Raw genomic sequence first — 14,526 nt, 5'->3', positions numbered from 1 at the left:
TTGGTCGAGAACGGTTGTGTCGCAACTCCCATTCTTACGCCGAGGACCAGCCCGTCTACTTCAATCCCTCGTCAGCAACGTCCATACCCACAACAGCTAGTCCGTGTGTTCACTTTCCTCAGTGGCCGGCGCTCTCAGTCCATCGCATCCCTATTGATGCTGTAAGAACGAAATCAGTGATAATGCAGGATGGTCGATCTGGCCATTTCCGAAATTTTCGCGCTCGGTTGTAAAACTCCCCGTACATCTGATGATGCACGGGGAGTTTTTTTACAGGGCCGGCTTACTTGCGCCCTGCTCCGTTCTTGGTCGGATCGACCAAGATGTAACCCTGGCCGGGCTTCGGCGTCGGAGGTAACGGTTTTCCTCGGACGGTCGTTCGCTCGTCTCCAGTGCGACCACCACGGGGGCCGACGATCTCTACCTGACCGGAGCGGGGCGCCGGTGTGCCAGGCTTGAGCGGTTTGGAAGCCATGGCTTCCTCCTTAAAATCTCTGCGCGTTCCTCTTCCCTTCGCAGACAAGGGAATCGCGAGGACTGAACACGCGCCCTTTTGACGGACGGATACAGAGAGTTATAGGTTGGCTTCCACCACAGAAGTACCAGCCCGCTCCCTGCGCCAATGCCCAGGAGCGGGCATTTCTGCATTTGTGAGTATAGGTCATGGTGCCGACATAAATCGCCAAAGAAGCGGTTTTGGCACAACATATTGTGTCTCTATTGATGAAATGTTCGCGTATGTTGTGTCCCGTGGTTGGTGGTATGGGGACTCCGGGCGCTCCTAGAACCTTGGCGCATGTCGGGGTGACAAGGGGTCGGCGACCATCACGTCGACAATCTGCTTCGATTTCTCAGGCCCGCGGGTGAACCGGCGAATCGGGTCATCTGTGAGTGGCATGACGAGCTCGTAGCCGAGATCTTCTAGCTGCTTCTTGATCTCGTTGAAGATGGCCGCGCCGCTTTCGATGTGCCGCACGATATCGACGTCGACAGTCGGCCGGTTGAGTGGCACCCCGGCTCGAGCTGCATGCAGCTGCACCATCAGCCCTCCGACCAGGGTCCATTGTTCGGAAGGGATGGTGTGGGCGAGTTCTGCAGCTTGCGGCCACGGTGTTGCCCACCGGCAGGAGCCGTCACCGTCCATTCGGGACGCTCAGAGGCAGCCTGCTCCGGCTTCGGAAACGCGGTTCGGTCGGGCCGCTGTGGCCTGTCAGCGGAAGTCATCGAGCAGCTCCTGTAGGACGCGAGTGCCGGCGCTGCGCTCACGAGTGTCGAGGGATTCCATCAGGTCAACGGCCACGGCCGCGATCGGCAGTGTTGTCGTGTCGAAGAACGGGTTCAGAGCGGTGACGACCCGCAGGGTGACGTCTCCGTCAGGAGACAGCATCCCGAACTGTTCGACGATGTCCTCGAAAGCGTCATCGACGATGTACCCGTCGGCTTTGTCACCCAGGGTCGAGGACAGTCCGAATCGGGCAGCCCTTTCCGGTACGTGAATGATGGCACTGACTCCGGTGGCAGCGAGGTGGCCGTCCCTGATCAGGGCGTCTGCATCTCCGTCCCATGTATCCATGTGGTGTGTGGTGGCGCGGTTCCTGGCGAGGTACGCCACCTCGTCCGCGTTGGACCGACGTAAACGATGTTTGAGTCGGGTGATCTGTTCTGGCGGTGAGATCCAGTCGACTGTGCGGTGAGAGAGCAGTGCCAGCGCAGCCCATGCGACGTCCGGGTTCCACGGGCGGCCGCGGCGGCGAGTGGTCTGAGCGATGCGATGCACGGATGCGCTGCTGAGTAGGAGGGATTTGCCGACCTCGCGGGTGATGGTGATGGTGCCGGCGCGCGCCAATCTGGTGACCTGACGTTCGGTCACCGCAAGTGCGGCTGCCGCATCGTGCACCGTCATCTCATCCATAGATTATATGGTCGCATTTACGACCATATAAAGCAATAATCACAGTAAAAACCTATTGGATCTATACAGCAGGTAGGGAGTTCTGTCAGCACCCAACCACGTCGAAGGCGACGAAGTTGGACAGGGTGATCGGCCGCGGATACTTCCCCAGAGCGTCCACTACCGATTCTGCGCGCAGACGTTCCTCACCCGCACGTAGGTGCAGCCAGGACTCCAGTAGGAAGTCGACGTAGCTCGCCATGTGATTTTCCTGCGGGTCGTTGTGATTGAAGCCCTGGAACTCGAGTTCGAACGCCAGCTTGTCCTCGACGGGCGTCCGGTTCTTTGAGTGGTGGTCGATGCCGTAGGTGATGATCCGGAACATCTCGAGGATGTCGGACACGCGCCCGCAGTCGTGTTTCGGCAACTCGGTGTTGAATCCTGCGACTTGGTACCAGTTGTTAACGACGGTTGAAAAGTAGTCCAGAAACGACGGGGCGGGTTCTAGCCATCGTTGCAACAGTTGACGTGGCTTGAGGTTAGCAGTGACTCGAATAGTTCTGTGGGAGTGCAGTCTTGGATAACTCGGCGGGGTCGGCGATTGAGTTCGCTCTCGACCGCCAGGAGATGCTGCGGCGAATGCACTCTCAGGTCGGTGCCCTTGGGGAAGTAGTCCCGCAGCAGTGAGCTGCTCCACGGAAGTTGGACTGAGAATTCAGGTCCGACTCCCCGGGACCGGTTCACTTGTGTGTGGCGCTCGATCTATTTCATGCTGTCAGGTACTCGCCGGAGTTCGCAAAGACTTGCCGCGGAACGTCCGCGAGTGGACGGTGAACCAAACTGCCAGTAGCAGTGAGACCGCGGCGGTGCCCGCCGTTACCCACCACCACAGCGGTATTGGTGCCTTCACTGTGATCTGATACGCGGTGACTGCTTCGTTCCCCGATGGATTTACCGTCCTGACGATTATCGTGTGTGTGCCGAAGTCGAGGTCCGGGGGGATGACGACGTGGAGATCGAGTGGGCCGTCTTGCGTCGTGAATCCTGTCGCCAGGGTGCGTGGGATGCTTCGAATCTCGGCTTCGTAGTAGGTGCCGGCCGGGACCACAGTGTTCATGGTCTGGATACAGCGGGCGGGTTCGGTGGCTTGCACGTTCGGGACGGCGTGCAGTGCGCACTCGACTCCGGTGGTGAATTCCGCGGTTAGTGGTGCCTGGCGGACGATGGAGCTTCATGTGGAGCTGCATAAGAGCTGGTCGACCACTGCGCGATCGCGCCCGCTATCCGGCTGTAGCCCAGTTCGTTAGGGTGGACGAGTTCTTGCTTGTTCGCATTCAGGCCCACGAACTGCTGGGCTGCGAGGCCGGCGCCCTGGCCGAAGGTGGCGCCGTTGATTCCTGACGCGGAGCCGTCGCACAGTGTGTTCACCGGTTGCATCGACCGCTCGACGGTGTCGATCCAGTAGATCTGGCGGGCGTCATTCTGTGCGGCGCTCACCGACCGCGCCAGGACTCTGTTGAGTTCTCGGACAACCTTGTTGGCATACGCAACCTCCCTGGCGGAGAACTCGCCGCACGTGACGCCGACGGTGTCGGGGAACGGCAGCGGATAGCCGAGCACGAGCAGCGGAGCTTCACTACCGTCGCGTTGGTCGAGTTCCGCCTTGGTGTTCAGGGCGTCGTACACCTTCCGGTAGGTGCCGGGCAGTTGTGTGCTCAGGTCGTCGAGTTTCTGGCGTACGGTGCGCTGCCTGACTGCATCGTTGTCGACCAGTCCTTGAGCGTTCGCATCCGCGTATCCGCAGGTGGAAATGGTCTCCTTGAGGTGGACACCGTCGAGGGTGTCCAGCCTGGCATCGTAGTTCGGGTACAAGCAGCCGGTGACGATGTCGGCGAATCCGATATCGTTGCCCCCGATACTGAGAAAGGCTGCATCGACGGTGGGTCCGTCGTCCATCTGGGCGACCTGGGAGTCGTATGTGACCCGGCCAGGCTGAGGTCCGAACAGGTTCGTTTGAACTGCACCGGAGCACGCGTAGTTTTTGGTGTGCTCGATCCCGAAAAGCTGTGTCACATGGGTGGATTGGGACCGATGGCACCATTCGTCCACACGACTGTTGCCGGGAAGGTATCGGCCGGCGCCCTCGCCGGCGGCGTAGGAGTCGCCGAATACCGCGACCGTGGAGCCATTGTCGAGGAGTGCCTTGACTACCCCGCCCGCCACGGAGCGAAGGTCGATCTTGATGGTGCCCTCTGCCATGGCTGCGGCGGCGGGTCGGGCGGCGGTAGCGATGACCCGGTAGTTCGCGGTTCGGTCCTGGGTTGCATTCGAGTCCGCGGGTCGCAGCTTCCACTCGAAGTTTGCACTGTGCCCTGCGGGGATGTTGCCGAGTCGCGCGACGGGCGGGATGACGACAGGGAAGAGAGCCTGGTCGGTGTCCGCGCGAAACGAGAGGGACAGTCGCACGTCGTTGACGGCTCGTGCCGACGAGTTGGTGACGTTCGCTGTCAGTGTGACGTCGGCGCCGCCCGCTACGGTATCGGGAGCCGAGATCGTCAACGCCAACTCGGGAATCATCAGTTCCTTGAGCCTCTTCTGCATTTCGTCCACGTCTGCGATGTCGCTGTAGCGGCCACCTGTGGTGGATGCGATGCATTCGAGTTCGGTGCGACCTTGTCCCGACAGCTGGAAGCCCAGCGCCTCGACTGTGACGTCGAACCCTTCGGCGACGATCTGTTTCGCCGTGTCGCACGGAGCCTGGCCACAGTTGCTTTCGCCGTCCGAGATGAGGACCACGGTGGCAGTGGTGATGCCGTTGGCCTTCAGCGAATCGACCGACGCACGAAGAGCCGGACCTGTCGGTGTCCCGCCGTCCGCTTTCAGACCGGACACCTGGGCCATCAGCGTGTCGGTGTCCTTGCGCACACCTCCGTCTGCGCCGGCAAGAAATGACCCGGGATCGCAGTTGCTGCCGGCTGTCGGGTACGTCCAGAGGCCCAGCGGTGTGCTCGAGGAAGCCGTGTCCCCGACGATCCTGCTCAGGCTCTGCTTAGCGCCGGTCAGCTTGTTCTTGCCGTTCGCGTCGTTGTCGTTCATCGAACCGGACAAGTCCATGACCATAAGCAGGGCCGCCGGTGCGGCGGACACCGCACGGGTGGGTGGAGTGGTCGGTGTCTGTGCCGCAGACGAAACGGGCAGCAGGCAAGCCGACACGAGGATCACGAGCAATGCACCGAGTCTCGGCCACCAGTTGGCCATCAGTTGTCCTCGGTGAGATCTACGATGGCCTGCTGGCTGCCGAGAATGGTCGGGTCGGCGAGGACGGCTTCGGTGTCTCTCGACGATCCGCTGTCGGTGAGCGCGGTCGCGACGACGGTTAGTTGCAGTGCCCCCGAGACACGTGCGTAGAGGTCTGCGGGCTGGCCGTAGCCAGCGTCGACGGCCGCGACCGGTGTGCCGTCTGCGAACACCTCGACGCGGACCCTGGTGCCGGGCATGGAATCGGTGGGAACCCCGACCGTGGCGCGCATCTCGTCGACCGCGTGGGCCAGATTCCACACCGACTTGCGCGGCTTGGCAGTGCCAGGTTTGTTCGCGGTGCAGGTCACCGAGTTCTCATATTTCTTGCCGTCCATCGACTCCGACCCGGTACCGCACCCGCTCTCCATGGCGTCGAGCTTCGAAGGGTAGGCGGATCCGGGGGACTGAGCGACAGTGAGGGTAACCGCGTCGGGAATCGGTGCACCGACTGGTGGATCCACGTCGAGCGCACCGTCTCGGACCGCGTCCGGTTGGTAGCGGCTCTTCACGATCACCTGCGCACCGAGTTCCTGCAGTTCCGAGATCACCTCCGTAGCCGAGCGGTTCTCGATGACGGGCACCTGGGCCGACGTCGAAACAACCAGCGTCACCTTCGCCGTATCGGAACTGCCGAACGGTGGTGTCTGCTCGATGACGATGCCCGGACGTCCGGCGGCCGCGCGGGTGGTCACCTCGACACGGTCGACCGGGATTCCGCTGTCAGCGAGGATTTGCTTCGATGCGTCGGAGCCGAGACTGCGCAGGTCAGGCATGGCACCCGATGCGATATCGGCAGCAAAATCGTCGAGGGTGCCGTCGTCGGGACGGGCAGCGGTACTCGATTCCTGGCGAGCTACCAGTTCGTTCTGCAGCCACCATCCGGAGGCGAGTCCGGAGCCAAACAGCGCCAGCGCCGTGAACAAGCTGGCGAGCACCTTCCTGCGGGTGCCCCAGCCGTCGTACCAAGGTCGGGTCGACGCCAGCGATGGTGTCGGGGGTTGCACTTGCGGAAGCGAAGTTGCAGATCCTAGTTGCGGCGGTTTGCCGGGTTTCGATGACCAGAAGGGCAAGGTTGTCACTCCTGTCATGGCGAACGAATGGCGAACTTGGATTTTCGGCTATTAAGCGACGCCTTGTCTATCGGCTGAACAGGCGATCTCCTTTATCTGACTGTATGCCAACGATTTTCGTGCATCCACACCAAGTTCGACGGTGCGAACCAAAGCTGTCAACGCATTGACCGCGCGCGTCCGTTCGCACGTCATCTGCTCGCGCGCGACCACGAGAACGCGCATCGCCACTCGCGATCCGTCCGCACGTGGTCGGCGCAGTCGATCGATGTCGACGGACAGAACTGACCGGGCGATACGAGCGGCGTCGAGATCGTCGGTCTTACCGACTCCTCTCCGATCCGCCGAACCCATCACGGAGGGTTCGGCTACCGGGAATCCCGCCGCAAGAACGCGGTCGGAGAGTCCGGCGCCGTAGGAGCCGATGCCTTCGATGACGACGAGGGCGGCTTGTTGACCTGCCCTGTGTGCAATCCACGTGCGGGCCCGATCAAGACCCGCCGGGCTTGCCGGAAAACTTGCTTTGTCCTGTACCGCACCGGTTGCGGCGGCCACGACACACAGCGCATGGGCCGCGGCGTGGGTATCTACCCCGATGACGATCTCGTAGTTATCTGCGACGATAGGCATAGCGACGGATGTCCTTTCCGATGGGCGACGTCGTTGTCGGCGTCGGCCCGGAAAGAGCACTTCGAGGCAGGCCTGTAACGGGCCACGACCTCGCGGCAACGAGGTCGGGCAGGCTTCTGATTAAGCCACCGAAGCAAGACCGGACCGGCGTCGCCGCCACAATAGAGTGGACAAACCCCGGCCAGTGCATCCGAAAGGAGCAAAGCGATTCATGAGTCACACGGCGTTGTAGCGACGACACCTATCCTGTCAGCCAGCCCCGGGCCGGCCACTACAAACACTTACATGCGATTCACTGTGGGCCTGGGTGTGCGTTTTGACCATCGACAAAACGGATGATTCATCCTGCCGTCGCCAATATTTAGTAGTAGCGGAAGTCGCTGCCAGGTGCGCACGGCGATCAGACTGCGCTCACTGCCAGGACCGGCTAGCCTGATCCTCAAGTGCGCGGCGAGACGTTACGAAGTGAGCTTGGCCGGAAAACGGTCGAGCAAGGAGGTCACACCTTCGACCGCGGGCATCCATGAATTCGGCACAGGGCGGGCTGTAGCAACGCTGCGAGCAGCCTCTACGAAGTCGCGAGTCAATAGAGAATCGACGTCTGATCGCCAACCGATAGATAACGGCGTTGGTGGTATGCCGGTGACAGGAACGAACGCTAGTCCTGGCCGAGAATAGAACCGCTGCGTCGATGCTTGCGAGAACGCGACGCCCTTCTTCGACAAGATCGCTTCGAAACACTCGTCGACCGTTGAAACCTCGGCTCCGAGCCGAACGTCATGCCCATCGCGAGAGCTCAGTGCGAGCCAGAAGTCACGCCACTCGTCGGTACTGCGACGAGCAACGAATGGCTGACCTGTGAGATCCTCGACACTGATCGAATCATGTTGCGCAAGAGGGGAGTCCGAGCTAACGACCAGCACTCGCGGTTCGATGAAAAGGGTGTCGAGCGCGAGCCAGTCCGCAACGACGACGGGCGGCCTGATGAACGCTACGTCCACCGTGCCGTCGCCTAGTCCGACGTAGGGGTCGGAGAAGTCGAACGATTGCATTTCCACCTCGACATCCGGGTGCATCGAGCGAAATGCCGACAGGATGTCCGGGGTCAGCTCAGCGGCAGCATTCGCCTGGAATCCGATAACGAGATTGCTGCGCGCACTGCGGCCGACTTGCCGGGTGAGCGACGCAATGCGCTCGGCATCCGAGAGTAGCTGACGGCTTCCTTCCAAGAGCCTCACCCCTGCCGGCGTCAGGGCCACATGACGGCTGTCACGAATGAACAGCGCTGTCCCCAGAGAGTGCTCAAGCTTTCGAATCTGAACACTCAGAGATGGTTGGGCGATATGGAGCCGTGCAGCCGCACGGCCGAAGTGCAGTTCCTCCGCCACCGCCACGAAGTACGACAGCGGCCTCAACTCCAGGGGTAAGCGCACATCGCCGATGCTATTCGGCCAGGTAGATGCACACCAATAGTTGTTTCCTATCGATCGGAAGGGTCATTGGTATTGGACGTACCCGTCGATTGTCGGTGTGATGGGTGTCATGTTCGCGACGGTGAAGCACTAGCAATCACCCTTCGATCATCCCCGTTCCAGAAATAATCCGGCACACAAGTCGACGAAGGAAAACAATGACTGCCACCATCACTCAGACCCCCCAGCAGTGGGCCGATGCGTTCGAGCAGGCCTCGGATCAGGATCCCGAAATCCAGGCGCACGGCAAGTACTTCACTTGTTCGTACCTCTTGGACATGGGCACACATACCTTCGTCGTCGAGATGACGACCGGCAAAGTACACGCCATCACGGTCGATCCCGGCCCCCTCGACCGCCCGTACCAGTTCGCCATCCGGGCCAGTGCCAAGACCTGGCAGGGGTTCGGCGTGCCCGTACCCGCGCCGATGTACCACGGGATCTGGGCTGCCTCATTCCAACGGGACATGAAGCTCGAAGGCGACGTGCTGGTTCTCATGCAGAACTTGCGGTGCGTGACACGCCAGATCGAACTGCTCCGCACTGTCGGTGTGCCGGTCTGATTCACCAGCGCCACCCAAACCAGTTCAAAATCTCCCCCCAACGAAGGAACCCTCGAGATGAGCAAGATTTCCCCGGTGACGGGACACTACGTCGACGTCGACGTCGACGGCCTGCTGTACAAGGTCTTCTACCTGGAGAACGGCACCGGTCAGCCCTTGGTGTGCCAGCACACCGCCGGGGCTCACAACCATCAGTGGCGCGGGCTGCTGGAAGACGAAGAGATCACCGCGAATTATCGCGTCATCGCCTACGACCTACCTCGACATGGAAAGTCCGATCCGCCGGAGAACACCGAGTGGTGGACCGAGGAATACAAACTCTCGGCTGACCACTACGCCAATTTCATCGTTGCACTCGTTGATGCGCTCGAACTCGAGAATCCGATCTTCATGGGATCCTCGTTCGGCGGCAACATCGCCCTGCAGCTTGCGCTGCGCAATCCGGATCGCTTCGCCGGCGTCATCCCTGTCGAAGGTGCCGACTACTCGCCTGGCTTCTACCTCGACTGGTGGCAGCACCCGCACGCGAACGCAGCGCAGGTGTGCGCCAGCGGCACGTGGGATCTCATGGCTCCCCAGTCACCGGAGGCAGATCGCTGGAAGACCTGGTTCTATTACACCCAGGGATCCGAAGCGTTCAAGGGCGACCTGCACTTCTACTCGGTCGATCACGATCTGCGCGACAAGCTCGATCAGATCGACGGCGATCGCTGCCCCGTCGTGATGTTGACCGGCGACTACGACTACCTGACCACGCCGGAAGACAGCGCCCGAACGGCCGCGCAAATCAAGAACGCGCAGTTCATCGAGATGAAAGACATCGGTCACTTCCCGATGAGCGAGAACCACGCAGTCTTCCGCACCTACCTCATCCAAGCGCTCGAGATTCTCCAGAAGAACGCAGCCACCGCTGCATCCGTCTGACCTGTCCAGTACATCAACGCGCTCGCCGGCCACCGCAACAAGGGGGTCGGCGAGCAGTTGTTTGTACACTTCGAAGAGGAATACCGATGAGCATTAAACACTTTCCATTCCTGATCGCCGGCGAGGCGACGACGACCGATAGCCGTATCGAGATCCGCAATTCATTCGACGGTCGGATTGTCGCAACTGTGTCCGAGGCGGATCCGGTGCACATCGAGTCCGCGATCGCAGCTGCCTCGGCGGTGGCCACCGAATTCGCGAGTACACCCGTGCATATCCGCGCAGACGCTCTTATACACATATCAACGCGTCTGAACGACCGCCACGAGGAGATTGCCCAGCTCATCTCAGCCGAATCCGGCAAGCCAATCAAGTGGGCGCGTGTCGAGGTTACCCGCGCCGCTACCACCTTCCGGTGGGCAGCCGAGGAGGCCAGGCGCTGGAGTGGACACATGCAACGACTCGATACCGATGCAGGCTCGGACGGTCGTTTGGCTCTGGTTCACCGGGTCCCGCGCGGCCCCATCCTCGGGATCGCCCCGTTCAACTTTCCGCTCAACTTGGTCGCCCACAAAGTTGCGCCGGCGCTCGCCGTCGGTGCGCCGATCATCGTCAAGCCTGCGCCAGCGACACCGCTGTCGAGTCTGGTGCTCGGTGAGCTGCTGGCGGAAACGTCACTGCCAGAAGGCGCGTGGTCCGTGTTGACGGTCTCGAACGAAAAGGCTTCGGAGATGGTCCAGGATCCGCGTCTGCCGGTGGTCTCATTCACCGGTTCGGTTCCTGTGGGGTGGGCCATCCGCGATCGGGTGCCGCGAAAACACGTCACGCTCGAATTGGGAGGAAACGCCGCCGTCGTGGTGTGTGAAGACTGGTCCGATGAAGCCGGACAGGACTTCGCGGCCGAACGAATTGCGCGGTTCTCGATGTACCAAGCTGGTCAGTCCTGCATCGCGGTGCAGCGAGTATTCTTGCACGACAAGCACTACGAGAGCATGCGGCAACGGATACTGTCCTGGATCGGCATGTTGTCCACCGGTGCACCCGACGACGACGCTACCGATGTCGGTCCACTGATCGACGAGCGTGCTGCCGTGCGTGTGGAGCAGTGGATCGACGAGGCGGTGGCAGGCGGTGCGACCGTTCTCGCCGGTGGCGGACGAGTGGGGGCCGTTGTCGAGCCCACCGTGATCGAGGACGCGCCCCGCGGCGCGCGGGTACTCGACGACGAAGTCTTCGGACCTGTCGTGGCGCTCTGCAAGGTCTCCTCGGACGAGGATGCGTTCGAGAAGGTCAATGAGTCTCGGTTCGGTTTGCAGGCAGGGGTTTTCACCTCAAACCTGCAGACCGCTTTTCGCGCCTCACGTGTTCTGAACGTCGGTGGAGTCATCGTCGGTGATGTCCCGAGCTACCGCGCCGATCAGATGCCGTACGGGGGCGTGAAGGACTCTGGGACAGGCAAAGAGGGAGTCCTTTCGGCAATGGAAGATCTCACTGAGGAGAAGGTGCTCGTTCTGACCGGCATCGACGTTCTGTAGAGCGATGGTTGCCGTTGATCCACGCACGTGGTTCGTTCGTCCACGACATCAGCCGACGGCGTCTTCGCATGAACGCCTCAGATCATTTCTGCCGGTTTGGGGGCTCATCCCAATCGGGGGTGTAGGAGTTGGGGTCTGAAGCCGCCGGTCTCGAGCAGGCTTCGGGCGATGTAGTTGGTCAGGTTGCGGAACCCGAGTGCGGAGCTGCGCAGGTGTTCGAGCCGTCCGTTGAGCGCCTCGGTCGGCCCGTTGCTGGTGCCGGGTCGTTCGAAGTAGGCGAGCACGTCAGCGGCTCGCTTCTTCAGGGTCCGGCCCAGGGTGGTGAGCTCGGTGAGCACCTTGGGGACGCCGGCGCTGAGGTCGGTGATCAGCTTCTCCATGAGCTCGCGGCCACGTTGCCGGTCCTCGTGGCGATAGGCGGCGATCATGCGCTGGTAGACACCCCAGGTCGCCTCGACCTCGACGTGAGCGTCATCAACGAACAGCGCGCGTAGCCTGTCGCTCTGCTTGTCGGTGAGCAGGTCCGCGCCGGTGTGCAGCGTGCGCCGCGACTTGTAGAGCGGGTCGTCCCTGAACCCACGGTGCCCGTGGATCGCGAGTTGGACCCGGCGCCGGCACCTGTCGAGGGCGTCACCGGCCAGGCGCACGACGTGGAAGGGATCCATCACCGTGACCGCGTCCGGGATCTCCTCTGCAGCGGCGGTCTTGAACCCGGTGAAGCCGTCCATCGCGACCACCTCGACCGCGTCACGGAAGGCGTCGTCGCGGTCGGCGAGCCAGGTCTTGAACGCCGCCTTCGACCGGCCCTCGACCATGTCCAGCAGCCTTGCTGGGCCGGCGCCATCGCGGACCGGGGTGAGGTCGATGATCACGGTGACGTACTTGTCGCCACGCCTGGTGTGGCGCCAGACGTGCTCATCGACGCCAATGACCTTCACGCCCTCGAACCGCGTGGGGTCGTTGATCAGCAGCCGCTTGCCTTCAGCCAGGACCGCGTTGTTGGCGGTGTCCCACGCGAGCCCGAGTCCCTCGGCGACACGGGCGACGGTGAGGTGTGCGACCACGATCCCTTCCAGCGCCCACCGCAGCCCGGTGCGCGAGAGCTTCGCGCGTGGCTCCGCCGCGGCGCTGGTGTCTTGGCGCCACACGTGTCCGCAGTCGGCACAGCGGTAGCGGCGCACTACAACTTCCAGCACGGTCGGTCGCCAGCCCAGCGGCTCGTGGGCCAACCGCCGGATCACGGTGTCACGAGCAGCGCCTTCGCTGCCGCACCGTCGGCACCACTGATCTGGTTCCACCACGCGGCACGCGAGGACCGCACGATCCGGTTCAAGTCGTTGTCCGGTCACGCTCAGACCGAGGCCGTCGAGTCGAGCGAAGGCGGTCAGGTCAGGGCGGCCGAAGCCGGCCGGCGGGGTAGCGTCGGACACGTCGAGGTCTTTCGGATGGATGGCGTAGGAACCTCCGTCGTCGGGAGACCTCGACGTCTATCTGCGGACCGACGCGCCCGGCCGACTTACACCGTCATCTGAGAAGACCCCTGAAACGTCTTCGACGACGACGGGACCGGCGAGGAGGAGGGCGCGGTGAGCTAAAGGAATGGAGCTTGCTCGGCTTCGACGCCGCCGCAAGCTCCGGTGAAACGGTCGGTACTGGTCGGTCGACGTCGGTCACCACCGGATGGCGGCGTCCCCCACGCTCGGCGTTTGCGCAGGTCAGTGGCTCGTTCGCCCAGTGGGCGCATCAAGCGATAGACGCAAAGCCGATGTGATTAGGTCGTCGGTTCGATTCCGACAGGCGGCTCCGGCGAACAGCCCCTGACCTGCGGAAACGCAGGGCAGGGGCGGTTCGGTTCTGGTGGTCGCGCGATGCGCTGGCCTCACGGCTCTGCCCGACACCGACGTCGCTCTCCTCTGCGACGGAACCCTCGCCGGCTGAGCGCTCGCGGCCGGCATCCTGTCCGTGTGCCGATAGGCCTCGCACCGCTCGGCAACGCAGCGTGGCGTTGCGTCGCGACCTGGCGACGGCTCGGCGGGGCGCGATCGTCTCGTGCGTTGGCGGACTACGGGAGCTTGGACGCGAGGACGTCGGCCGCCAGGATCTCGGGTGCTGCGCCGAGGAGGTGCTGGTTGGCCATCAGGGCTGCGACGATGGCGCCGTTGGCGTGGGCGTCGCGAGCGGCCTCGTCGGGGAATGCATCGAAGATCCAGAAGGTGTCGGCGTGGGTCCTGACCGCGAACCAGACAATCGTTCCTACTTCTTCGTTGGCGAGCGCGACAGCGCCGGCGAGCAGATCGGCGAGCGCGTCGTGCTGTCCATCGGCCGCGACGATCTTGGCGACGAAGGCATACGGAAGTGATGCGGGTGTGGACATGAGGGGTTCTCCTAGGTGTCGAGGTTTCTTGGTGAAGCGAGTTAAGCGTATGACGAGCAAGGGCATGTGAGAAGTGGCGTATACGGCAGTATTGCTATTGTTCGCGCCATGCGTATCGGACTGATCGCGATCGACGGCTGCTTCGGTTCGGCTGTCGCGTCGATCATCGACATCGTGCGGGTGGCCGACGGAGCCCGCAGCGATGTCGACCCGCGGATCGACCCGATCGAACTCGCCATCCTCGGACCGAAACGGAGAGTGACCACGACGGCATCGATGACCCTGTCGGTGGACCACCCGCTGTCGGAGTCCGCAGAGTTCGACGTGGTCGTCGTCCCTGCGCTTGGAACCCTCACGGCCGCCGCTACCAACGACGCCCTCCAGAGCCGAGATGCTCGTTCGGTCATCGCCTCGCTCGGGCGCCTCGACGACGCGACCACCCGGATCGCCGCGGCGTGCACCGGCGTGTTCGCCGTCGCCGAGACCGGACGGATGCATCATCGGCGGGCGACGACCAGCTGGTTCCTGGGGCCGGAGTTCCTGAAGCGCTATCCGACCGTCGCCCTCGATCTCGACACCATGGTCGTGGTCGACGGGAACCTCGTCACCGCCGGCGCCGCGTTCGCCCACATCGACCTCGCGCTCTCACTCGTGCGATCGATCAGCCCCGACCTGGCCCAACATGTCGCCAAGCTCCTCATCATCGACGAGCGTCCGTCGCAGGCGGCCTTCGTCGCCTACGAACATCTCCGGCACGAGGACCCGAT

At 62.5% G+C, this 14,526-nt stretch carries 14 protein-coding genes; 4 read left to right on the top strand and 10 right to left on the bottom strand.

Annotated features, from left to right (window positions below; genetic code table 11):
* Positions 1–781: 781 nt before the first annotated feature.
* The 8 genes from ACZ3J7_RS40070 to ACZ3J7_RS40035 form a co-directional block, all read right to left on the bottom strand.
* Positions 782–1,042 (bottom strand): hypothetical protein, encoded by a 261-nt coding sequence (locus ACZ3J7_RS40070; RefSeq protein WP_218681522.1) that lies wholly within the window; start codon positions 1,040–1,042, stop codon positions 782–784.
* Positions 1,043–1,210: 168 nt separating this feature from the next.
* Positions 1,211–1,912: a hypothetical protein gene (locus ACZ3J7_RS40065; protein WP_037132739.1), complete on the bottom strand. Its 702-nt coding sequence runs from the start codon at positions 1,910–1,912 to the stop codon at positions 1,211–1,213.
* An 85-nt stretch (positions 1,913–1,997) separates the two neighbouring features.
* On the bottom strand, positions 1,998–2,588 hold the full coding sequence (locus ACZ3J7_RS40060) for a YfbU family protein (protein ID WP_256670339.1): 591 nt from the start codon (positions 2,586–2,588) through the stop codon (positions 1,998–2,000).
* A 78-nt stretch (positions 2,589–2,666) separates the two neighbouring features.
* Positions 2,667–3,008, bottom strand: a complete 342-nt coding sequence (locus ACZ3J7_RS40055; RefSeq protein WP_003941834.1) for a hypothetical protein — start codon at positions 3,006–3,008, stop codon at positions 2,667–2,669.
* An 86-nt stretch (positions 3,009–3,094) separates the two neighbouring features.
* Positions 3,095–5,149, bottom strand: a complete 2,055-nt coding sequence (locus tag ACZ3J7_RS40050) for a VWA domain-containing protein (protein WP_003941839.1) — start codon at positions 5,147–5,149, stop codon at positions 3,095–3,097.
* On the bottom strand, positions 5,149–6,114 hold the full coding sequence (locus ACZ3J7_RS40045) for a PASTA domain-containing protein (protein ID WP_003941836.1): 966 nt from the start codon (positions 6,112–6,114) through the stop codon (positions 5,149–5,151). The genes ACZ3J7_RS40050 and ACZ3J7_RS40045 overlap by 1 nt, the downstream gene beginning before the upstream one ends.
* A gap of 198 nt (positions 6,115–6,312) precedes the next feature.
* Entirely contained in the window at positions 6,313–6,891 is a 579-nt protein-coding gene (locus tag ACZ3J7_RS40040) for an IS110 family transposase (RefSeq protein WP_003941835.1), read from the bottom strand.
* A 458-nt stretch (positions 6,892–7,349) separates the two neighbouring features.
* Positions 7,350–8,324 (bottom strand): LysR family transcriptional regulator, encoded by a 975-nt coding sequence (locus ACZ3J7_RS40035; RefSeq protein ID WP_042926698.1) that lies wholly within the window; start codon positions 8,322–8,324, stop codon positions 7,350–7,352.
* 197 nt (positions 8,325–8,521) lie between these two features.
* Here ACZ3J7_RS40035 and ACZ3J7_RS40030 point away from each other — a divergent pair, with 197 nt between their 5' ends.
* The 3 genes from ACZ3J7_RS40030 to ACZ3J7_RS40020 all read left to right on the top strand — a co-directional run bounded on the left by ACZ3J7_RS40030 (position 8,522) and on the right by ACZ3J7_RS40020 (position 11,385).
* Positions 8,522–8,926 (top strand): hypothetical protein, encoded by a 405-nt coding sequence (locus ACZ3J7_RS40030; protein WP_003941837.1) that lies wholly within the window; start codon positions 8,522–8,524, stop codon positions 8,924–8,926.
* 57 nt (positions 8,927–8,983) lie between these two features.
* Positions 8,984–9,850 carry an alpha/beta fold hydrolase gene (locus tag ACZ3J7_RS40025; protein WP_003941838.1) on the top strand — a complete coding sequence of 289 codons (867 nt, stop codon included), beginning with the start codon at positions 8,984–8,986 and terminating at the stop codon, positions 9,848–9,850.
* 86 nt (positions 9,851–9,936) lie between these two features.
* Positions 9,937–11,385 carry an aldehyde dehydrogenase family protein gene (locus tag ACZ3J7_RS40020; protein ID WP_003941841.1) on the top strand — a complete coding sequence of 483 codons (1,449 nt, stop codon included), beginning with the start codon at positions 9,937–9,939 and terminating at the stop codon, positions 11,383–11,385.
* Positions 11,386–11,489: 104 nt separating this feature from the next.
* Here the strand turns inward: ACZ3J7_RS40020 and ACZ3J7_RS40015 are convergent, their stop codons facing one another.
* Positions 11,490–12,815, bottom strand: a complete 1,326-nt coding sequence (locus tag ACZ3J7_RS40015) for an ISL3-like element ISPfr2 family transposase (protein WP_003941077.1) — start codon at positions 12,813–12,815, stop codon at positions 11,490–11,492.
* Between the two features lie 632 nt (positions 12,816–13,447).
* The gene (locus ACZ3J7_RS40010; RefSeq protein ID WP_003941073.1) at positions 13,448–13,759 is read right to left on the bottom strand and encodes a putative quinol monooxygenase; all 312 of its coding nucleotides are present in this window, start codon (positions 13,757–13,759) and stop codon (positions 13,448–13,450) included.
* A 108-nt stretch (positions 13,760–13,867) separates the two neighbouring features.
* On the opposite strand from ACZ3J7_RS40010, the gene ACZ3J7_RS40005 reads away from it, so the two are divergent.
* Positions 13,868–14,526 (top strand): DJ-1/PfpI family protein (locus tag ACZ3J7_RS40005; protein WP_353799049.1); only part of this gene is annotated, 659 nt, incomplete at its 3' end.

It is taken from the genome of Kitasatospora sp. NPDC015121, from assembly GCF_055562955.1.
Note: the sequence above shows the minus strand (reverse complement) of the source record. Positions and strands in the feature narration are given on the sequence as shown.

Bases quoted from the DNA above. Each gene is read 5' to 3' on its own strand.
- ACZ3J7_RS40070 (WP_218681522.1), bottom strand. From the start codon at position 1,042: ATGGTGCAGCTGCATGCAGCTCGAGCCGGGGTGCCACTCAACCGGCCG.
- ACZ3J7_RS40065 (WP_037132739.1), bottom strand. From the start codon at position 1,912: ATGGATGAGATGACGGTGCACGATGCGGCAGCCGCACTTGCGGTGACC.
- ACZ3J7_RS40055 (WP_003941834.1), bottom strand. From the start codon at position 3,008: ATGAACACTGTGGTCCCGGCCGGCACCTACTACGAAGCCGAGATTCGA.
- ACZ3J7_RS40050 (WP_003941839.1), bottom strand. From the start codon at position 5,149: ATGGCCAACTGGTGGCCGAGACTCGGTGCATTGCTCGTGATCCTCGTG.
- ACZ3J7_RS40040 (WP_003941835.1), bottom strand. From the start codon at position 6,891: ATGCCTATCGTCGCAGATAACTACGAGATCGTCATCGGGGTAGATACC.
- ACZ3J7_RS40030 (WP_003941837.1), top strand. From the start codon at position 8,522: ATGACTGCCACCATCACTCAGACCCCCCAGCAGTGGGCCGATGCGTTC.
- ACZ3J7_RS40025 (WP_003941838.1), top strand. From the start codon at position 8,984: ATGAGCAAGATTTCCCCGGTGACGGGACACTACGTCGACGTCGACGTC.
- ACZ3J7_RS40020 (WP_003941841.1), top strand. From the start codon at position 9,937: ATGAGCATTAAACACTTTCCATTCCTGATCGCCGGCGAGGCGACGACG.
- ACZ3J7_RS40010 (WP_003941073.1), bottom strand. From the start codon at position 13,759: ATGTCCACACCCGCATCACTTCCGTATGCCTTCGTCGCCAAGATCGTC.